Source organism: Actinomadura sp. 6N118 (genome assembly GCF_044326415.1).
In the GTDB taxonomy this organism is placed as follows: domain Bacteria; phylum Actinomycetota; class Actinomycetes; order Streptosporangiales; family Streptosporangiaceae; genus Spirillospora.
The window spans coordinates 229,840-249,314 of the sequence record NZ_JBIRAZ010000015.1 but is presented as its reverse complement, the minus strand read 5'-3'; the positions used below and the strand labels follow the sequence as shown (position 1 = coordinate 249,314).

Sequence of the window (19,475 nt, the reverse complement as noted above, 5' to 3'; positions counted from 1 at the left end):
GATCCCGAATGTGCGGCATAGTCGGAGCCGCGCGCGCTGACGGCGCCGCGCAGGCTGATCAGGTGGTCCGGATGGCGGCGCGGCAGACTTCTCGGGGCCCAGACGGCACCGGCGTCGCACAGGACCGGTCCGGACGAGTCGTCTTCGGGATGAACCTGCTGGCCATCGTCGATCCCACGGTGAAGCCCGGCCCCTACGGTGACGCGTCGTCCGGCGCGATGATCGTTTACAACGGACAGGTCTACAACCACCGGGAGCTTGCCCGCCGATGGGCGATACCGATGGCTGCCGGTGAGTCGGACGCCCATCTGGTCCTGCGGGCCTACCTGCGACTCGGTCCCGCCTGCCTGGACTATTTCGATGGCATGTTCGCCTTCGCCGTGTACGACCCAAGGAATGAGATCCTGTTCCTGGCCCGTGACCGTTTCGGCGAGAAGCCGTTGTACTACCACTCCGACCCCGGGAAGTTCGTGTTCGCCTCGGAAACAAAGGCCTTGAGGGAACTGGGCGGCCTAGAGGCCTATTTTGTCCCGGAATGGCTCTCGGTTGAAAGTCCGCTGGGGTCGAGCACGCCCTATCACGGTATCGAGCTTCTTGAGCCCGGCCACCACCTGACCCTGGACCTTCGCACTTGGCGGATTCAGCGGCATCGCTGGTGGGCGATCGACCAGGCGAAGCCCGACGGACCACGTGATCACGCCCGCGCGTCACGGGAGTTCGCTGACCTCTTGGTCCATACGGTCGCACGGCGTAAACCGGCGGGGGACTTCGCCCTGATGCTCAGCGGTGGCCTTGATTCGGCGGTGCTGGCCTACTTGCTCCGCCCGCCGGTCCTGCTCACCGTGCGCTACCCGGGACAGACTCGATACGACGAGTACGAACTCGCCCAGAAGGTCGCCGAAGAAATTGGATCGGAGCTTATCTGTATCGAGCCGACCGTCGGCGAATTCCGTTCGCACGCGATGCGCATTGTAAAGAATCTCGACTATCCACTGGGAAACGCGAGCCTCTTCTCTGAGCACATGCTCTATTCCAGGGCAGCCGAACTCGGCCTCCGCGTGGTACAGGGCGGCATCGGACCCGACGAGCTGCTCTTGGGTTACATTCGGCACTCGTTGGCTCTTGACGGACCCCGGGCGACGGCTGATGCAGCACTGGGCTCCTACCAACCGCTGGGCAGCAAGTTCCAGGAGGGAGCGCTACGGAGGGCCAGCGCGGCTGATCGTTACTACCGGTTGATACTGCGCGGGCCGGACACCACCGGAGCCACACGCCGACTTGTGCACGAGTGTTTCGCCCGCGCTATGGACCTCGGCCAGGCGATCTCTCTCGTCGACCTGCATACCGCGTTCCCACCGTTGCTACTGAGCTCGGACAAGCTCGCGGCCTCGTTCGGCATCGAGAGACGCTCCCCCTTTCTGGCGCACGAGTGGGCGGAGTTTTGTTTCGCGTTGCCGCTCGAACTCAAGAGACGCGGCGCGTACACCAAGAGGCTGCTCCGGGACTTCGCCCGTGAACTCGGTGTTCCGGCGGCCATCTGGTCGCAGGTGGACAAACGCGGGTTCGGCTCGCCGGTGCCGCAGTGGCTGAACTCGAGCCTCGCGGACTGGTGTGACGCCCAACTCGGCGTGCTCGACAAAGTCACAGCGTCCAAAGTTGCCCTGCGAATAGCCCGCAATGCGACCGGAAAGACCACCCGGTTCGACCGCTCGCGATTCCATGCACTACTCGTCTCACTCTGGTGGCAGGATTCCATTCGACATTCCCTTTCTCAGACATAACTCCGAAGGGATCCTCATGTCTGAACTCCTGATTCGAAACCGTCATCGCGCTAATCGGTCCCCGTGGGACGGCGAAATCGTGCATTCAACCCGAGACCTCGAAATTCTCCTCTCGCGGACGCGCAACGGATTTCAACAGGCCGAAAGCCCTAGGACCCTCTGTCTGCTCGTGGGTGAGCCGACCGAGCCGCACACCGCTCGAGACCTCCTGCGGGCACATGACGACGGGGGCGTAGAATCCTTCGCTGATCCCGCAGGTCACTTTGTTGCGGTGCTTCTCGATAAGGCGTCAGCCGAATTTACCGTGCTCCGAGACCGCGCTGGCTTCCGGCACGCCTACTATTCGGCAAGGGCCCGTGACTTTGCCTTCTCCACCGACCTTTCATGGCTTGTCCGGTGCGGTGGCTTTCCGCAAGGGGGCGATCAGATCAGCTCTGAAGCGCTCGCCCTCTATGTGAGCTTTCAGTACATTCCCGCCCCGTACACACCTTTTTCGGGGATGCGCCAACTCGGTCCAGGAGAAGTGCTGACCCGTTCACCGGACGGCCATGTTCGCATCGAGGAAACACGCTCCTTGGCATCCAACACCGCGGCCGAGGACGATCTCGACGGGCACGCGTCCGGGATCGTCGACCTGCTCACCGCCTCGCTCATCCGGCAGATCGACGCGAACCGCACCCCCGCCGCCTTTCTCAGCGGCGGAATGGACACGAGCACGAACGTCGCCCTGTTGGTCGAGAGGCTCGACGTCCGTCCCATGGTGCTGACGGCCACCTTCCATGAGGCCGACCACGACGAGTCTCCGCACGCTCGGCGGGTCGCCCGACACTATGGCCTGGAACATTCCGAGGTCACGATTGTGCCTGCCATGCTCGACCGGATGCCCCGACTCGTCCGGCTCTTCGACAGTCCCAACGCCGACAGGGCAGCGTTCGCTGAGTATTTTCTCGCGGAACGGGCCAGGGAGATGGGCTGCACCCAAGTCTGCACGGGTGAAGGCGGCGATGAGATCCTCGGCTACCCCCGGACACGAGATGGCGAGGAGGACTACCGAGGACTTCCGACCCACGCTGACGAGCTTGCGGATTGGTATCTTGAGCGGACCTGCCTCGCACGCTCGCCCTGGCGCCATCGTCTCCTGCGATCACTGACCGTCGACCCCGGATTGCCGGCGCGTCACCTACGGGACGTGCACAGCCGTCATATTCGCTGCACACCATTCGAACGCCTCTATTTCGGCCAATGGCGAACATGGCTAATCGAAGGTGTTTACATGAAAGATCAAAGAGTCCTCTCCGGCTTCGGGCTCGATCCCGTATTCCCGTTTATGGACATTGACCTCATGCGCTATGCTGCCTCGATCGCGCCAGATCAGAAGTGGGGCGGCTTGCTAGACAAGACTTTCCTCAAGACCGCACTACGTGACATCCTACCGACGGCCACTCTGCAGAAGGCCAAGCAGAAATTCGCGCTGCCCTTTGGGGAATGGTTCCGAGGGCCGGCCCGTCATTACCTGCACGACATCTTGCTCTCACGTGATGGCTTCGTACGGAACCGGTTCGACCCCGATACGGTCACGGCCATTGTACGGGCACACCTTGACGGAAGCAGCGACGAAAGCCGGCTGTTGTGGGGCCTACTCTTCCTCGAATTCTGGCATCGGGAACTATCGTCCGTTCAACACGTTGAACGGTGCTGACCACCTTGCTTCTGGGCCTGGGCTTCCCTCGTAGCGACTCTGCTGGCTAATTCAGCCGGGTTGAACGATGAGGTGGAGACGGGATAGGCAGCTGAGGTCGACCTGCCCTCAGCCAGTGGAAGCAATCCCGCTGGCCAGTAGCTCGACGAAGACTGCTTTGGGGCTCCTTGAAGCGCCGGGGCCGGTTATTGGGTTTATCGACGACGGCTTGGCGGTAGTCCGGGTCATTAGTGACTGTGGTGCCTTTGGGGAAATACTACCGGAGCCAGCGGTTGGTGTTCTCGTTCGTGCCGCGTTCCCAGAGCTAGTGGGGTGGGCAAAATGGACCGGCAGTCCGGCTTCGAGGGTGATGGCCGCGTGGTTAGCCTCAATGTTTCGTGGCTAGTGGAGAAGTGTGGGCGCGGCTGTGAGGCATCCTTGACCGGGTTCGATCGAGGACAGCCGCAGGGTCTCCTGGACGACCTTCATGTCGTATCCGGCTGCGAGCAGGAACGAGGCTGCGCCGTGGCGTAGATCGTGGAGGCGGATCGGCGGGAGTCCGGCTTCCATGGACATTTGCTCGAACTGGTCGTGACCTCGTTGGGGTTGAGTGGTTCACCGGTTTCCGTGGTGAAGACCAGGCCGGTCTCCACTCAGGCGTCACCAGCGGCCAGGCGTTCGATGTTCTGCCTGGCCTTGTGGGCACGCAGCACTGTGACGGTGCTGGCGTCCGGGCTGATACTGGCCTCGCCAGCTTCGGACTTGGGCTTGTTTTCGAAGGTCTCGGGTCCAATCTGGGTGATCTGCCAGCGGATAGCGGCCGTGGCGTTCTTCAGGTCCACGTCGGTCCAGCGCAGTCCGCACGAATCACCACACCGCAGGCCCGGGAACGCGATCAGGTAGTACTGCACGTACAGGCGATGCTGCTCCGCTCGTTTGAGGAACCGCTTGGGGTCAGGCGTGAGAACCCCTTCGGTGAGCTGCTGGCCCCGGGCTCACTTGGGGTCCGCGAGGCCGCCCGCAGCGTCTCGGCCATCCGCGTACTCGCGTCCCAACCCGACCCGCCGCGCCTCCCGCGAGTCCCACCCACCGCTGAAGCCCCGCTCCCCGGACGAGGAGCCCTGAGAAGGGCTGGGGCGAAGAAGGACCCCGGATCCAGTCGACCGAGGGTCTCTCAGTGTTGGGGGCTACTCCTTGAGCTTGGCCGCGAGTGCTCGGAAGACGCTCGTGCTGAGCGTGATGTACCCGGCGTCCGGCTTCTTGGAGTCCCGGACTCCTACTTCATCCGGAGCGAGTCGGGCAAGTTCTACGCAGTGCCCTGTTTCGTTGGACCGGGAGGACTTCCGCCAACCGGCTGTGGTCACGTCCATCTGTTCTGTGTCACCTCTCGTAGCCGCTCCCGGCTCGCCTGCAGATCGAGAGCCTTCGCCTGGAGCCTCGCGAATGCTGATTCGAGGTGCAAGACCTCGCTGGGATCACTCGTTGTCGTTCCGCCTGTCGATGTCTCCAAGTGCGCCAAGTCCCGGCCGTCCTTCTGGGTCGCAAGGTAGAACGATCCGCTCACGCCGCGATATCGGGCGATAGGTGCGACCTGGAGGACGACGTTAGGCCACTCGGACACCTCCAGCAGGAACGACAGTTGCTTCCGCATGGTTGCGCTTGCGCCGACCTCCCGGAGCAGGACGGCTTCGCCGAGCACTACCGCGATCGTTGGCCGCGTGCCCGTCTCGGCGAGTATCGCCTTCTGTCGCCTGATTCGCGCTTCGGCGACCTCGTCGTCCTCGGCCAACTCCCGTAGGTACTCGGTCACCTGGAACGGGCCGTACACGTAGGTCTCGTCATAGCCCCGGAGCAGGACGGCCGAGGCTTCGGCGCTTGGGTAGTTCGCGAAGAACGCCGGATACCGGCTGCTGGCCAGTAGGTCTTCCCACGTGTCTGCCAGCGCAGTGCCGCTGTCGAGCACTCGGTCGAGCCGCTCCGCGAAATCCTGTCGGCACCGCGTCGTGCCGTTTTCCACCTGCGTGATGTACGAGCGCGAGACGGCGGCTCCTTGGGCGAGGTCTGCACGGGAGAGCCTGGCTTGCTGCCTTAGTCGAGTCACCTCGGCACCGAACGCGAGGGTCTGCGGTGTCGGCTTTCGAGCAGCCATAGAGGGCTCCGTGGGGGACTTGGTGACACCCGCTGAGCAGCGGATGACACCTTGAGCACTGTGTTGCGCTGTTTTCCTTGGAAAACTACCCGTTGTTGCGGAGTCTTGCCTCTAAGTCACTGACTTTCCCGGAGGCGATCACCGTGCAGGACCCCGCAACACTCGTGATCCAGGCTGACCCGGACGCCTTGAAGGCGGCCCGCGACTGGGCCGGAAAGATCTTCGAGTCCTGGGGCCTGGACTCCTACCTGGGCAAGTTGATCGTCTCGGAGTTGGCCGGGAACGTGGTCCAGCACACCGACACCACGGAGATGGTCGTCAGGGTGTATCTGGCCGACGCCGGACCGGTCGTGGAAGTCGAGGACAGCTCTCCGCAACTTCCGGTGGTCCGCCCCCTGGATGATTCGTCCCTCTCTGGTCGAGGCCTCGCCATGATCGAACTACTCGCGGCCGAAGTCGGATGGAACGCCTGCGCCAGTGGCGGTAAATGCGTGTACGCCGTCGTCAAGCAGGGGGCGTAGCGAAATGAGCCCTGATGAGATCCTCAGCGCCCTCGTAGAGGCATTTCCGCGATGGACGTTCACGCGCGTGCAGGAAGTGTGGCGCGCCAACGGACCGGTGATCCTCACCGCCACCGAACTCGAACGCGACGAGCTACAACGGCGGCGCTACGCCCCCATCGAAGCGGGCAAGAAGGGCGAAAGTACGGGCACGATGTCAACGGAACCGACTGGATCCAAGGCCACGACCCGCGATGCCGAGTAGGACTCGACGAAGGGCCGCCCCGGCCGTATCTACCAACCCTGGTCACGTGCGGTGGTAGGTATGTGCGCCTGGCGGGCAGTGGTGTACGACCGACCGACGCAGACATCGACGCCACCTCACGGATCACGTCCGCACCCGGTTCCGGGGAGCCCCGAACCATCCGATTATCGGCATGAGCGGGCTCGATGGCAGGACGTTGAGCTACTTCCATGACCCAGGCCGGCAGGAGGCGCATAGCGCACTTCACCCGTCCAGCTCCCACCTGATGCACAACGCACCACGCGGGCGAGGCATGGGGCGGGGGCCGCGACCGCCTCAACTTCAAACAAAAAAGTCAGCGAACCCTTTGACGATGTGTGGGTACGCGTGGTGTTCGGGGACATCGGCGCGGTAACGGCCGCCGAGTCCGCGGGCAATGGCACCGGCATCGAGTCGGCGGGTGCGCGGGAATCGTCGCTTTCCGCCAGCGCTACGACGGCATCATGGGCGACGGCTGTCCGCAGCCGGGTTCCCACGCTGCCGGAACCGATCACGCGGGCGGACCGTCGCAGGGTTTCATGGTCGTTCAGGAGATCAGGGACGAGGCACCCGATGACTCAGTTTCCGCAGTTGCCGGCACCGGCGGACCTTGCCGCCGCCGGGCCTAGTACTGCAACGACCAGTTGTGATTCCTGAGAGTTGATCTGGGTTAGCCCGGCAGGCTGGGTCGGTGAGCATCGATGTCGAGGCTTGGGCGGCGGGGCTGGATGAGTTGGGCTGCCGGATGGGGCGCCTGTTCAGGCGGGTGGAGCCGCGGCGGCAGGCGCTGGCGTATGTGCGTGGTTTGCTGGCCGGGCTGGAGCGCAAGAACGGATGGACGCTGGCCGAGTTCGCCGGTGACAGCGCGCCAGATGCGATGCAGCGGCTGCTGCGCAGGGCGCGCTGGGACGCCGATGAGCTGCGCGATGATCTGCGCCAGTACGTGGTTGAGCACCTCGGCGACGCCGAAGGAGTGCTGATCGTGGACGAGACCGGGTTCTTGAAGAAGGGAACCCGGTCGGCCGGGTGCAGCGGCAGTACTCGGACCGCCGGCCGGACCGAGAACTGCCAGATCGGCACGTTCTTGGCCTATGCCTCGCCTCGGGGTCGTGCGCTGATCGACCGGGAGCTGTACCAGCCCGCCTCCTGGATCGATGATCGGGACCGCTGTCGCCGTGCGGGCGTTCCCGAGCACCCGGTGCGATCGCCGCCGGCGTGCCTTTTTGGTGGCTGACCGCCGACGAGGCCTACGGCCAAGGACGGCAGCTGCGGTGCTGGCTGGAGCAGCACGAGGTGTTCTATGTGCTGGCGACCAAGCGCAACGCCACCGCCCCGGCACCGTGTGCGATCGCCGAGAGTCAACTCGATGACCTAGTCGCCGCGCTGGGCCCTCGATCTTGGCTCCGCCGCTCGGCCGGAGCGGGCGCCCACGGCGAACGGTGGTATGGCTGGGCCCGCATCACCCTGCGGCCACCGGCGGCCGGGCGAGGCCGCTGGGTGCTGGCCCGCCGCCGCATCAGCGACGGCGAGCTGGCTACCACCAGTGCTACGGCCCGACCCGCACCACCCTGGACGAACTGATCAGCGTCGCCGGACGCCGGTGGCAGATCGAGGAATGCTTCCAGGCCGCCAAGAACGAGGCCGGACTGGACCACTACCAGGCCCGCCACCACGACGCCTGGTACCGGCACATTAATCGATGCTGGCCCACGCGTTCCTGGCCGTGACCGCAGCATCTTGCCAACCTGATCACCACGCCCAGGCAACGGCCGCCGCCGGTCAAAAGGGGACCCAGCACCTGTGGACAACCGGCCGGCACCAGCAGCGATCATGAACTGATACCGCTCACCGTGAACGAAGTCCGGCGCCTGCCCGCAGCGTTGAGCTTCACCAATCGGCCACAACTCGACCACGTCCGCGACTGGTCTGATCGGCGGCGGCCACGCCAAGCCCGCCGCTGCCACTACAAGCGCCGCGGTCACCCACCGCCGTAGTCACGATTGGCCGTTGCAGTACTAGTCCCGGACCCGGGTGACCCGGCCGACCGGCGCGCCGAGCTCTGCGGTCCACTCCGCGGCCTCGTAGACGCTCGCGTAGTTGGCCGGATCACCGAGCCTGCCCCCTTCCTCGAGCGCGAGCAGCCGGGCGCGGCGCGGCTCAATGATCATCCACTGAAGGTTGCCGGGGGGCGAGTCCGCGCGGTGGTACAGGGCCGTGCCGACCCGGCCGAGCCGGTCCCGGGCGCCTTGCAGCACCTTGATCCCGCCCGTCCTGGCGAGCATGCGGAAGAGCTCGGCCCGGACTCGCGGCGGGGCGGGCTGGGTCAGCGCGTGCGCCGTGAGGCTGAACAAGTGGCCCCTGTAGTCGCCGTCGCCTGGGTTCGCCTGGAGCCGCCGTACCAGCCGTTCCAATTCGGCGGGGTCGGCGGGCACGTCGCGCCAGGCGGGATATGAGGGATTCCCGAACACGCGGAGCGTGTCGGCCGCCTTGGGGTAGTCCACCGTCGCAGCCTTGGGCACCAGCGACGGCGATCCGAGCCGCCGCCAGGCCTGCCGGTCAGCCGGCGTCGGGAAGCTGACCACCGGACGCTGGTGGTTGACGATCCGGGCTCGGTTCGTCGAGAACCACTCGTCCCGGGTGACGGCGACCGTCGCGGTGAAGCCCTTCTTCACGACGGGTTCGAAGTAGCGTTCGCGGACATGCCAGTACTTGCCCTCCGTGGCCGGTGCGGCAGCCGCGATGTTGGCGCTGGCCAAGAGGAACTGCTTGGCGTCGGCAGTCGCGAGCGTGCTCGCTGAGGTGCGCGGTTCCCCGCCGTCCGCTCCCGGAATGAGGGTCGCTCCGGCGACGATCGCGGCCGTGGCGGCACCGGCGGCCAGGATCATGAACGACGGCCGCGCGTACCGGCGCCCGGTGCGGTGAGCGACCGCGGCGCGCGGCGTGGAGGTGATGCGGTCGAGATCGGCGTCCCGGCGCCGCTCGTACGTGGCGTCGATCGTTTCGTCGAGCGCGTCCGGCAGGACGGCCGACAGCCTGCTGATGGGGTCGGTCATTGCTGCTCCTGTGGGACGGCGTGCGTGAGGGGGGCGTGGTTCGCCGCCTGGCTGCGGTAGCGCGCGGCCAGGCGTTTGCGGGCCCGATGCAGGCGTACGTGGAACGTGGCGGCCGAGCAGCCCGTGACCCGGGCGGCCTGTTTCGGCTCCAGGCCATGCCAGGCCACCAGCGTGAGTGCCTCGACATCCTTCTCTGGCAGCGCGGCGAGCGCCCGCAGGAGGCTGTCGCGCTCGACCACACGATCGGCGAAGTCCCAGTCTGTGAGCTCCCCTTCGGGGGTCAGGGCGGCGATCCGGTCGGCGAGCGCGTCGCGGCGGCCCGCGGTGGCGTGCTGTTTGCGCAGCAGGTTGCGGGCGACCCCGAGCAGCCAGGGCAGTTCCTGGTCCGGCAGGTCGTCCAGCCGACGCCAGGCGACGAGGAACGTCTCGCTCACGACGTCCTCGGCAACGTCGGGTGCCGCGCGGATCAGCGCGTAACGAAGGACGCTGCGATAGTGCGCGTCGTAGAGCCGGGTGAACCGGCCTTTCGGGTCGTCCATGCCCCTTAGTGCCTCCGCGCGCCCCGGCCCTTACCGGCGGGACGGAAGAAATTCTCCTGCAGCGGTAGCGTTCGGAGGCATGGAGGTACAGGAGTCGCACGAGTGGCCGTCCACGGCGGAGGAGGCCGAGGCGATCCAGGATCGGCTGCGGTCGTCGCTGGAACTGGGCGACCCGGGTCCGCAGCGGCCCGCGACGATCGCCGGACTGGACGTGTCGTACGCCGAGGACGGCGACCGGTTGGCGGCGGCTGTGGTGGTGCTGGACGGCATCACGCTGGAGACGGTCGAGGAGGCTGTGGTGACGGGTGTCGCCACGTTCCCGTACGTGCCGGGGCTCTTCGCGTTCCGTGAGTTGCCGACGCTGCTGGAGGCTCTGCGGCGGCTCGACACCACGCCCGACCTGCTCGTGTGCGACGGTGCCGGGCTAGCTCATCCGCGCAGGTTCGGGCTGGCCTGCCATCTCGGCGTGCTCACGGGGCTGCCGACCATGGGGGTGGCCAAGACCCGGCTTTTCGGGAAACACGATGAGCCGGGGCCACGGCGGGGCGCGACGGCGGACCTCCTGGACGACAGCGGCGACGTCGTCGGGCGGGTGCTGCGGACGCAGGACGGGGTCAAGCCGGTGTACGTGTCCGTGGGGCACCGCATCGATCTGGACACCGCCTGCCGGCACACCCTCGCACTGAGCCCGGAGTTCCGGCTGCCGGAGACGACGCGGCGGGCCGACCATCTGTCGAGGGCCGCGCTGCGCGACGCCTGATCACACCCTTGTCCGACCAACCAAGCGTGCGCTAGGTTGGGCCGCGATGGACCACCCGCGCCCCGTGCCCGTTCCCGCGCCGCTGACCGAGCCGTACTGGACGGCCTGCCGGCGCGGCGAGCTCGTGCTCCAGCGCTGCTCGGGGTGCGCACGGTTCGTGCACTTCCCCGAGGCCACCTGCCCGTTCTGCGGCGGCGACCGGCTGTCGTACGAGACGGTCGGCGGCCGCGGCACCGTGCACACCTTCAGCGTCGTGCACCGCTCTTTCCTGCCCGGCTTCGAGCCGCCTTACGTCGTCGCCTGGGTGGACCTTCCCGAGGGCGTGCGGGTGTTCGGCGACGTGACCGGGTGCGTCCCGGAGGACGTGCGGATCGGGATGCCGGTCGGGGTGCATTTCACCGAGCTGGACGGCTTCGGCCCGATCCCCACCTGGAGGCCCGCATGACCCGTATCGGCAACGTCCTCTACGGCGCCAAGGACGTGGACGAGGCCGTCCGCTTCTACCGCGACGCGCTCGGCCTGGCCGTGAAGTTCCAGGACGGCGACCGGTTCGCGGCGCTGGACGGCGGCGGCACCACGTTCGCGATCGCCGGGCCCGAGGAGGACGTGACCGGCGGGACGCCCGCGGTGTCGTTCAAAGTCGATGACGTCGCCGCGCTGGCGGCGAAGCTGACCGCGGCCGGCGCGACGCTGGTCCGCGGTCCCGAGGAAGGGCCGCACGAGGTGCGCGCCGTGCTGCGCGACCCCGCCGGCAACCCGTTCGTGCTCTACGCGAGCCGCAAGTAGCCCCCCGCCGCCCATCCCTCTGCCGGAGTCGAAGGAGAGACCAGCCGTGGCGCGAGAGAACTCCCCCTTCAGCAACTACGCCTACGCGATCCTGACCGCGAACGCGCTGCGCACGCCCAACAAGGTGGCGCTGACCTATTGCGGCGACCAGAGCTTCACCTATGACCAGCTGAACCGGAAGGTCAACAGGGTGGCGCACGCGCTGCTCGCGGCCGGGGTGACGCCGGGCATGCGGGTGGCCTCGCTGATGAACGAGACGTTGCACGTCGCCGAGGTCTACCTCGCGCAGATGAAGATCGGCTCCACGGTCGCCGCCCTCAACCCCTACTGGCCGGCCGAGACCCTGCAGCAGGTGGTCGAGCATTCCGAGTGCACCGCGTTCGTCTACGACGCCACGGTCGAGGAACTGGTCGAGTCGATCCGTCCCAAGCTGCCGAACGTGAAATTGTGGCTCCGCGTCGGCGGCGCGGGAAGCGACTCGGTCGATCTGGACTCGCTCGCCGAGAGCGCGAGCGACGGGGAGCCACCGCTGGGCGGTTTCGGCAACGACCTGCTGGCGCTCTACTACACCTCCGGCACGACGGGCCTCCCCAAGGCCGTCATGCACACGCACTTCAGCTCGCTGTCCATCGCGCAGATCTGGCTGGACGTCGACTGTGACCAGGATTCGGTGATGGGGACCGGCGCCATCATCTGGGGCATCGGCTTCCCTGCGCTCGTAGGCCCGGCCTTCTACGCCGGGATGAAACTCGTCCTGGAGCAGGACTGGGGCCCGTCCAACTTCCTCAAGGTCGTACCGCGCGAGAAGGTCACGCACGTCAGCCTCATCCCCAGCTTCTTCTCCGCCCTGCTGGGATCCGACGAGCACAAGGACGCCGACCTCTCCTCGCTCAAGGCCATCATGCTCGGCGGCGAAGCGTTGCTGCCCGCGCTGCGCGAGCGCATCATGGAGCGCATCCCCGGCGCCGCGATCTACAGCTATTACGGGCAGACCGAGGCGCCGTACACCTGCTTCGGCCGCCAGGACGACGGCAGCCAGGACATCTCCTCGTCCGGCCGGGCCCGCATGTCGTGCGCGGTGCGGGTCACCGACCCGAACGGCGAGCGCGTCGTCGGCGAGGTCGGTGAGATCAACCTCAACGGGCCGCACGTCATGGTCGGCTACGACAAGCAGCCCGACAAGACCGCCGACGTGCTGAGGGACGGCTGGTACGTGGGCGGCGACCTGGGCCGCGTGGACGAGGACGGCTTCCTGTACGTGCTCGGCCGCCGCGAGGACGCCATCCTCAAGGGCGGCCAGTGGACACAGCCCGTCGAGATCGAAGGCGCCGCCATCAAGGTCGACGGCGTGGCGGAGGCCGGCGCGGTCGGCGTGCCCGCGCACCCGGAGGGCCAGGACGCGGCCGAGCAGAAGATCCTTCTGGCCGTGGTCCCGCGCGCCGGGTCCACACTGGACGCCGAGGCCGTGAAGGCCGCGCTGGTGGAGAGCCTCCCCGTTCACCTGGCGCCGGACACGGTCGTCGTCGCCGATGAGCTGCCGCACACACAGGACGCATCCGGCGGCCCGGGCAAGCTGCTGCGCCGCGGCATCCGTGACCAGTACGCCGACCAGGTGGGTTGATTTTGAGCCATCTCCCTGAGCACGTCGTCAAGGCATGGGTCTCGGGGTTCGGGGTGGACGTGCCGCGCGGCGCGACCGCCGCGACCCACGAGGGTCTGGAAGCGGTCGCCGCGGAGTTGGCCCCGCCCCTGGTGGTCAAGGCGTACGGTCCCCAGTTGCTCCACAAGAGCGACGCCGGGGCCGTCCGCCTGAACCTAGGCTCGGCGGGCACCGCGGCTGCGGCCGGGGCCGAGATGCTCTACGCCCTCGCCGGGCAGGACATCGTCCCGGACGGCTTCCTGGTGGAGGAGCAGGCCGCGCCCGGCGTCGAGGTCATCGTCGGCGCGGTCCGCGACCCCGCGTTCGGGCCGGTCCTGCTCGTGGGCCTCGGCGGCGTCTGGACCGAGGCACTGCGGGACACGTCGCTGCGGCTGTGCCCGATCACCGAGGCCGACGCCCGCGCCATGCTCGACGAGCTGCGCGGCAAGGCCCTGCTGGACGGTTACCGCGGCCAGCCGGCAATCGACAAGGACGCCCTGGTCAAACTGCTCCTGGCGGTAGGCGGCCCCGGCGGAATCGTCGAGACCCTGGGCGAACGCCTCGTCGAATTCGAGCTCAACCCAGTGATCTGCACCCCGGCGGGTGCGATGGCCGTGGACGCCCGGATTGTCGGGCCCGGCTCGCTCGACGGGCCTTCGACCATGCAGGCCGAGACTGCGGTCCCGCAGGGGGACTTCGGGCGGTTGTTCGCGCCTCGGGGGATTGCGGTGGTCGGGGCGTCTACCAAGAAACCCAACTTCGGGAACATGTTCCTGGGGTTCTACAAGGCCATGGGTTTCAAGGGCCGGCTTGTCGCCGTGCATCCGGCGGCCTCCGAGATCGATGGGGTTCCGTGCGTCCCCTCGCTTGCGGAGGCCGGGGAGGACATCGACTACGCGTTGGTGGCGGTGCCTGCCAAGCAGTGCCCCGATGTCGTACGGCAGGCTTCTGGAATCTCCTTTGTGCAGGTGATGAGCGGCGGCTTCCGGGAGATGGGGAATCCGGAGCTGGAAGCCGAACTGCTCGCGGCGGCGTGGGAGGCCGGTGTACGGCTCCTCGGGCCCAACTGCATGGGCGTCTACTCCCCCTCAGGCGGCCAGACGTTCATCGGCGGCGAGCCCGGACGGCCGGGCCGGATCGCCGTCATCTCCCAGAGCGGCGGGCTGGCGGGCGAGGTCATCAAGGTCGGTGAACGCCGCGGGCTCTCGTTCTCCAAGGTGGCGACGGTCGGCAACAGCGCCGACGTGACGCCCGCCGAGCTGCTGCGCTACCTGGCGGACGATGACGAGACCGGCTCGATCGGGCTGTATCTGGAGGATCCGCGCGACGGGCGCGGGCTCTTCGAGGCGCTGCGCCACGTTCACAAGCCGGTCGTCGCGCTCATCGGCGGCCGGAGCGGGCAGGGGCAGAAGGCCGCCGCCTCGCACACCGGCGGCATGGTCAGCGACACCCGCGTCTGGTCGGCGCTGGGCGAGCAGACGGGCATGGCCATCGTCACCAGCCAGGACGACCTCATCGGCACGCTGGACTTCTTCGACCTGCACGCCGGCCGGGGTGCTCCGGGCACGCCGCCCGGAACAGAGAACGAGATCCTCATCATCGGGCCGAGCGGCGGCGCCAGCGTGCTGGCCGCCGACGTCTTCGACGCGGCCGGGCTGGACCTGGCCGCGCTCCCCGAGGAGGCACGGGTCGCATTGAAGGAGCTCGGGCTGGGCGCGGGCAGTTCGCTCGCCAACCCGCTGGAGATTCCGGTCGGGCCGCGCGGCAACCCCGACCTGGTGCGGCTCGCGGTGACGGCGATCCTGGCGGAACGGCCGTACGCCGACGTCATCACACACGTCAACGTGCAAAGCTTCTTCACCTTCGGAAACAGCGCCGATCCGCTGCTGGCGTACACGCGCAGCGTGGGCGCGCTGCAGCGGGAGCTGCCCGGCACCCGGATCACACTGGTCACGCGTAACGCCGAGTGTGCTCCAGCCGGGGTGGAGGACGCCGTGCGGGAGGTCGCGCGGGAAGCCGGGGTACCTGTCTACCGGAACATGGAGGCCGCGGCGGTCGCGGTGGCCGCGGGCAAGAGGAGCGTGCATGGGACAGCTTGACGGCAAGGTGGCACTGATCACGGGCGGTGCCCGCGGCATGGGCAAGTCCCATGTGCGGCGCTTCGTGGACGAGGGTGCCAAGGTCGTCTTCGGGGACCTGCTCGAGGAGGAGGGCGCCAAGCTCGCCGCCGACCTGGGCGACGCCGTGCGGTTCCTGCGCATGGACGTCACCGCCCCGGACGACTGGCGGTCCGCCGTGGGCACCGCCGTCGAGGCCTACGGCGGGCTGCACGCCCTGGTGAACAACGCCGGGATCATGCGCCACAAGAAGATCGAGGACATGGCGCTGGAGGAGTTCAAGCAGGTCCTCGACGTCAACCTGGTCAGCCAGTGGCTCGGGATCAAGGCCGTCACGGCCGCGATGCGCGAGTCGGGCGGCGGCTCCATCGTCAACGTCTCGTCGACCGAGGGCTTCATCGGCGGGTCCGGGCTCGCCGCGTACAGCGCCAGCAAGTTCGGCGTGCGCGGCCTGACCAAGGCGGCCGCGCGCGAGCTCGGAGAGTACGGCATCCGGGTCAACTCGATCCATCCCGGCGGCGTGCTCACCGCGATGTCGCTCCAGGAGGACGTGGTGGCCGCGACCGCCGAGTCCGCCGACGCGTTCATGAAGGCGCTGCCCCTCGGCCGGATGGGCAAGACCCGGGAGGTCTCCGGCCTCGTCGTCTACCTCGCTTCCGACGACTCCTCGTACTGCACCGGAAGCGAGGTGCTCGTGGACGGCGGCATGCTCACGGGTGCTGGTTACTGACCGGCTCCTGGCCCGGGTGTCGTTCGGCCCAGCCCTCCGCCTTCTCCAGCTGGGCGGCGAGCGAGATGAGCGTCGCCTCGTCGGAGTCGTGGCCGAGCAGCTGCGCGCCGATCGGCAGACCCGAGGAACTGAATCCGGCGGGGACGTTCACGCCGGGCCAGCCCAGGACGTTCCACGTCCACGCGTAGGGGCAGGCCGCGGCGACGCCCGACTGCGTCTTCTGGTAGCCCGCGCCGTCGAACGCGCCCACCTTCAGCGGCAGCTGCGCCGTCGTCGGGGTGAGCACCACGTCCGCGTACTGGAAGATCCGGCCGACCCGCCGCCGCAGACCGGGGTCCATGCGCTTGGCCAGTGGCAGCAGGCGCTTGCCGACCAGCCGCCCGAGCCGCGCCTCGACCGCCGTCCGCGGCTCCGGCACGGGGTTCGGTATCGAGTCGAGCCAGTCCGCCACGCCCGCCGTCCCGCGCGGGACCAGCCCGAGGGCGATCAGCCCGTAGTCGGGGTCGGCGGGGAAGACCTTGTGCCCGAGGTCCGTCAGCCGCCGGGCGATCCGTTCGACGGCGAGGCGGATCTCCGGGTCGAGCTTGCCGCTGACGCCGAACGCCGTCTTGAACGAGATCGCGATGCGCAGCCGCCCCGGGTCCCGAGTCGCCGCCGCCGCGAACGGGGTGCCGGGCGAGTCCAGCTGGTAGACGTCCTCCGCGTGGCAGCCGGTCAGGACGTCCAGCAGCAACGCCGCGTCCCTCACGTTCCTCGCCAGCGGCCCCCAGACGGTGATCCCGTTGAACGGATCACGGTGCGGGAAGCCCGAGACACGGCCCCGCTGCGGCTTGATCCCCACCAGCCCCGTCCAGGCCGCCGGGATCCGGATCGAGCCCGCCCCGTCCGAGCCCACCGCCGCCGCGACCATCCCGGCGGCCACCGCGGCAGCCGAGCCGCCGGACGACCCGCCCGGCGTGTGGTCCGGGTTCCACGGGTTGCGCGCGCATCCGTACCCCGGCGACTCGCTGAACGGCCACAACCCGATCTCGCACGTCGTCGTCTTTCCCACGATGATCGCGCCGGCCGCGCGCAGCCGCCGCACCTGCTCGGCGTCCCGGGTGGCGGGCTTGTGGTCGCCGATCACCGCGAACGGCGTGGTCTCCCCCGCCAGGTCGGTGTCGTCCTTGATGGCCACCGGCACGCCGAGCAACGGGAGGCGCCCTGTTTCACCCCCCTGGCTACGCCCCACCGCCCCCCTGGCGTCTTGCAGCCGCTTGTCCGCCTGGGCCGCCTCCGCCAGCGCCGCCTCGGCCCGCACGACACGGAACGCGCCGAGGTCGGCTCCCGCCTCGATCCGCGCCAGCGAGTGCTCGACCAGTTTCACGGCCGAGATCTCACCGCGCGCCAGCAGTTCCGCCTGCTCGGCCAAGCCCAGATAGTCGCGCACGACCGCCCCTCTCACGTATCGTTCGTTCGAACGAACGATAGCGCCCGCATGGGCCGTACGGAAGACTGGGCCAGTGAGCACCTCGCACGCGGCACGTGACCGGATCCTGACCGCCACCCTGCGGCTGATCGGCGAGCAGGGCATCGGCGCCGTGACCAACCGCGCCGTCGCGAAGGCGGCCGGTGTCTCGCTCGGCTCGCTCACCTACCACTTCCCGAGCCAGACCGATCTGCTCCGGGAGAGCCTCCAGGCCTTCGTCGACTCCGAGATCGCCCGCATCACCGCCTACGTGATCCGGCTGCGCGACGCCGATGTCGACCCCGACCAGGCCGCCGACCTGGTTGAAAAGGCCATCATCGACTTCGCGTACGGGCCCGAGCAGATCGCCAACCTCGAACTCCACCTGCACGCCGCCCGCGACCCCGGCGTGCGCGACACCTCGGCCCGTTCGGTCGCCGCCTACGACCGGCTCGCCACGGCCGTCCTCAACGCGCTCGGCATCCCCGACGCCGAACGCCACGCGCCCGCCGTCGTCGCCATGTTGTACGGCCTCGCCGTACGCCGCCTCTCCACCGGAGACACCTCCGCCGCCGGCACCGCCGACGCGTTCCGTCTCCTCCTGCGCGGCGCTCTCAACTCCACCTCGGACTGACTGAACCTGCGAACGTCTCGGCTGACCTCGGAAAGCTCTCGGAACGACCCCGGGAACGCCTGCGGCCCGCACGGCCCCCGAGCGGGGTACAGGCCGTACGGGCCGGAAGCTCGTCTCATTCAGGAAGCTAGGTCGGAACCTCAGCCGACGTTCACCGTGCTCTCCAGCCTGTGCACCTCCGCCGTGTCTCCGATGTGACACCTGAGACGTTATGGCGCTCCACTCCCGTAAGGAACGCGCTTAAGCCTCCTTTAAAGAGCGCCTGAGGAGGGGCTAATCAGAATCGGGCGCCAGGGACGGAATCGCCGATCTGGCAACACTTTCCACGTGTTGCACGGCCGATCCGAATTGCGGTCCTTCGTTGACCGGAACAACGGAACGTCCCGAATCAGGCCCTGAAAGGGGGTCCAGGTAGGTACGATCTTCATGATCGACGACTTCCCCCGTCAGCCTCCCGGAGGTGGCCCCATGTCCGAACGCAGGGAACCGCCGTGGCGGCTGCCCTCCGCCGCCGAGGCGGAGACGGTGATGCCGCCTGAGATCGACACCACCAAACCGCACACGGCGCGGATCTACGACTACATGCTGGGCGGCAAGGACAACTTCGAGGCCGACCGCCAGGTGGCGGCGAAGATCATCCAGGCGATCCCGGACATGCAGAACTCGCTGCGCCTCAACCGGCAGTTCCTGCGCCGCGCGGTCCGCTACACGGTGCGCCGCGGCGTGACGCAGTTCCTCGACATCGGGACCGGCATCCCCACCGCCGGCAACACGCACGAGGTGGCGCAGGAGCTCGCGCCCGAGGCACGCATCGCCTACGTCGACCACGACCCGATCGTGCTGGCGCACGCCCGGGCGCTGATGACCAGTGACGGGCGCGGCCGGACCACGTTCGTGCAGGCGGACCTGCGCGAGCCGGAGAAGATCCTCGCCGCCGACGAGATCCGGAACGTGCTGGACCTCGGCAAGCCGGTCACGCTCATGCTCGTCTCGATCCTGCACTTCATCCGCGACGACGAGGACCCGCACGGCATCGTGGCGCGCCTGGTGGACGCGCTGGCGCCGGGCAGCTACCTGGTCCTGACGCACGCCTCGCTCGACCCCAATCCCAAGCAGGGCGCCGAAGGCGCGGCGCAATGGCGGAACGCCTCCTCCCCCATGACCATGCGGTCCCACGCCGACATCCTCCGGATGTTCGAAGGCGTCGAGCTGGTCGAACCCGGTCTGGTGAGCGACTGGAACCCCGACGGAGAGCCTGACGATCCCAGCTTGAGCCTGGCCAACGTCTGGGGTTACGGCGGCGTGGCCGTCAAACGCTGAACGTATGGCCGGGGGTTCCCAGCGGTGCCCCCGGCCGTACGGTCTCCCTAAGTCTTCTC

18 protein-coding genes and 2 pseudogenes are annotated in these 19,475 nt (G+C 68.0%); 13 read left to right on the top strand and 7 right to left on the bottom strand.

The genetic code is table 11. From position 1 onward, the window contains the following. The first annotated feature begins 8 nt into the window (after nt 1-8). Together asnB and ACH34W_RS34960 are read left to right on the top strand one after the other, a co-directional pair. Nucleotides 9-1,781: an asparagine synthase (glutamine-hydrolyzing) gene (asnB, locus tag ACH34W_RS34965; protein ID WP_395965424.1), complete on the top strand. Its 1,773-nt coding sequence runs from the start codon at nt 9-11 to the stop codon at nt 1,779-1,781. Between the two features lie 16 nt (nt 1,782-1,797). Further along, the gene (locus ACH34W_RS34960; RefSeq protein ID WP_395965423.1) at nt 1,798-3,480 is read left to right on the top strand and encodes an asparagine synthetase B family protein; all 1,683 of its coding nucleotides are present in this window, start codon (nt 1,798-1,800) and stop codon (nt 3,478-3,480) included. Between the two features lie 381 nt (nt 3,481-3,861). On the opposite strand, the pseudogene ACH34W_RS34955 reads toward ACH34W_RS34960, so the two are convergent. The 4 genes and pseudogenes from ACH34W_RS34955 to ACH34W_RS34940 all read right to left on the bottom strand — a co-directional run. Further along, nucleotides 3,862-4,038: pseudogene (locus ACH34W_RS34955) on the bottom strand (hypothetical protein); the annotation flags it as partial. A gap of 74 nt (nt 4,039-4,112) precedes the next feature. Then, on the bottom strand, nt 4,113-4,370 hold the full coding sequence (locus tag ACH34W_RS34950; protein WP_395965422.1) for a hypothetical protein: 258 nt from the start codon (nt 4,368-4,370) through the stop codon (nt 4,113-4,115). 276 nt (nt 4,371-4,646) lie between these two features. Next, nucleotides 4,647-4,829 (bottom strand): DUF397 domain-containing protein, encoded by a 183-nt coding sequence (locus ACH34W_RS34945; protein ID WP_395965421.1) that lies wholly within the window; start codon nt 4,827-4,829, stop codon nt 4,647-4,649. Further along, nucleotides 4,820-5,608: a Scr1 family TA system antitoxin-like transcriptional regulator gene (locus tag ACH34W_RS34940; RefSeq protein WP_395965420.1), complete on the bottom strand. Its 789-nt coding sequence runs from the start codon at nt 5,606-5,608 to the stop codon at nt 4,820-4,822. The genes ACH34W_RS34945 and ACH34W_RS34940 overlap by 10 nt, the downstream gene beginning before the upstream one ends. 143 nt (nt 5,609-5,751) lie before the next feature. On the opposite strand from ACH34W_RS34940, the gene ACH34W_RS34935 reads away from it, so the two are divergent. From ACH34W_RS34935 to ACH34W_RS34925, 3 genes and pseudogenes are all read left to right on the top strand, one after another. Then, nucleotides 5,752-6,129: an ATP-binding protein gene (locus ACH34W_RS34935; RefSeq protein WP_395965419.1), complete on the top strand. Its 378-nt coding sequence runs from the start codon at nt 5,752-5,754 to the stop codon at nt 6,127-6,129. 4 nt (nt 6,130-6,133) lie between these two features. Further along, nucleotides 6,134-6,373: a hypothetical protein gene (locus ACH34W_RS34930; RefSeq protein ID WP_395965418.1), complete on the top strand. Its 240-nt coding sequence runs from the start codon at nt 6,134-6,136 to the stop codon at nt 6,371-6,373. 763 nt (nt 6,374-7,136) lie between these two features. After that, nucleotides 7,137-8,118, top strand: a pseudogene (locus ACH34W_RS34925) (IS701 family transposase). Between the two features lie 288 nt (nt 8,119-8,406). Here ACH34W_RS34925 and ACH34W_RS34920 read toward each other — a convergent pair. Both ACH34W_RS34920 and ACH34W_RS34915 read right to left on the bottom strand, forming a co-directional pair. Beyond that, nucleotides 8,407-9,444, bottom strand: a complete 1,038-nt coding sequence (locus tag ACH34W_RS34920; RefSeq protein ID WP_395965417.1) for a CU044_5270 family protein — start codon at nt 9,442-9,444, stop codon at nt 8,407-8,409. Beyond that, nucleotides 9,441-9,983: an RNA polymerase sigma factor gene (locus ACH34W_RS34915; RefSeq protein ID WP_395965416.1), complete on the bottom strand. Its 543-nt coding sequence runs from the start codon at nt 9,981-9,983 to the stop codon at nt 9,441-9,443. The genes ACH34W_RS34920 and ACH34W_RS34915 overlap by 4 nt, the downstream gene beginning before the upstream one ends. A 79-nt stretch (nt 9,984-10,062) precedes the next feature. Between ACH34W_RS34915 and nfi the strand changes: the two genes are divergently transcribed. From nfi to ACH34W_RS34885, 6 genes are read left to right on the top strand one after another with little or no spacing between them, the layout of a single operon-like run. Next, nucleotides 10,063-10,743 carry a deoxyribonuclease V gene (nfi, locus tag ACH34W_RS34910; RefSeq protein WP_395965415.1) on the top strand — a complete coding sequence of 227 codons (681 nt, stop codon included), beginning with the start codon at nt 10,063-10,065 and terminating at the stop codon, nt 10,741-10,743. Nucleotides 10,744-10,789: 46 nt separating this feature from the next. After that, a complete protein-coding gene (locus tag ACH34W_RS34905) occupies nt 10,790-11,188 on the top strand; it encodes a Zn-ribbon domain-containing OB-fold protein (RefSeq protein ID WP_395965414.1) in 399 nt (132 codons plus the stop codon). After that, nucleotides 11,185-11,529, top strand: coding sequence for a VOC family protein (locus ACH34W_RS34900; RefSeq protein WP_395965413.1), 345 nt, complete (start codon nt 11,185-11,187; stop codon nt 11,527-11,529). The genes ACH34W_RS34905 and ACH34W_RS34900 overlap by 4 nt, the downstream gene beginning before the upstream one ends. Nucleotides 11,530-11,575: 46 nt before the next feature. Continuing rightward, nucleotides 11,576-13,150 carry a class I adenylate-forming enzyme family protein gene (locus tag ACH34W_RS34895; RefSeq protein ID WP_395965412.1) on the top strand — a complete coding sequence of 525 codons (1,575 nt, stop codon included), beginning with the start codon at nt 11,576-11,578 and terminating at the stop codon, nt 13,148-13,150. 2 nt (nt 13,151-13,152) lie between these two features. Next, nucleotides 13,153-15,267 (top strand): acetate--CoA ligase family protein, encoded by a 2,115-nt coding sequence (locus tag ACH34W_RS34890; RefSeq protein WP_395965411.1) that lies wholly within the window; start codon nt 13,153-13,155, stop codon nt 15,265-15,267. After that, on the top strand, nt 15,254-16,015 hold the full coding sequence (locus tag ACH34W_RS34885) for a glucose 1-dehydrogenase (RefSeq protein ID WP_395965410.1): 762 nt from the start codon (nt 15,254-15,256) through the stop codon (nt 16,013-16,015). Before ACH34W_RS34890 ends, ACH34W_RS34885 begins: the two co-directional genes overlap by 14 nt. Here the strand turns inward: ACH34W_RS34885 and ACH34W_RS34880 are convergent. After that, nucleotides 15,996-17,444, bottom strand: a complete 1,449-nt coding sequence (locus tag ACH34W_RS34880) for an amidase (protein ID WP_395965409.1) — start codon at nt 17,442-17,444, stop codon at nt 15,996-15,998. The genes ACH34W_RS34885 and ACH34W_RS34880 overlap by 20 nt on opposite strands. A gap of 73 nt (nt 17,445-17,517) precedes the next feature. Here ACH34W_RS34880 and ACH34W_RS34875 point away from each other — a divergent pair, with 73 nt between their 5' ends. Then, nucleotides 17,518-18,096 (top strand): TetR/AcrR family transcriptional regulator, encoded by a 579-nt coding sequence (locus ACH34W_RS34875; RefSeq protein ID WP_395965408.1) that lies wholly within the window; start codon nt 17,518-17,520, stop codon nt 18,094-18,096. A 468-nt stretch (nt 18,097-18,564) separates the two neighbouring features. Then, nucleotides 18,565-19,416: an SAM-dependent methyltransferase gene (locus tag ACH34W_RS34870; RefSeq protein WP_395965407.1), complete on the top strand. Its 852-nt coding sequence runs from the start codon at nt 18,565-18,567 to the stop codon at nt 19,414-19,416. The last annotated feature ends 59 nt before the right edge of the window (nt 19,417-19,475 follow it).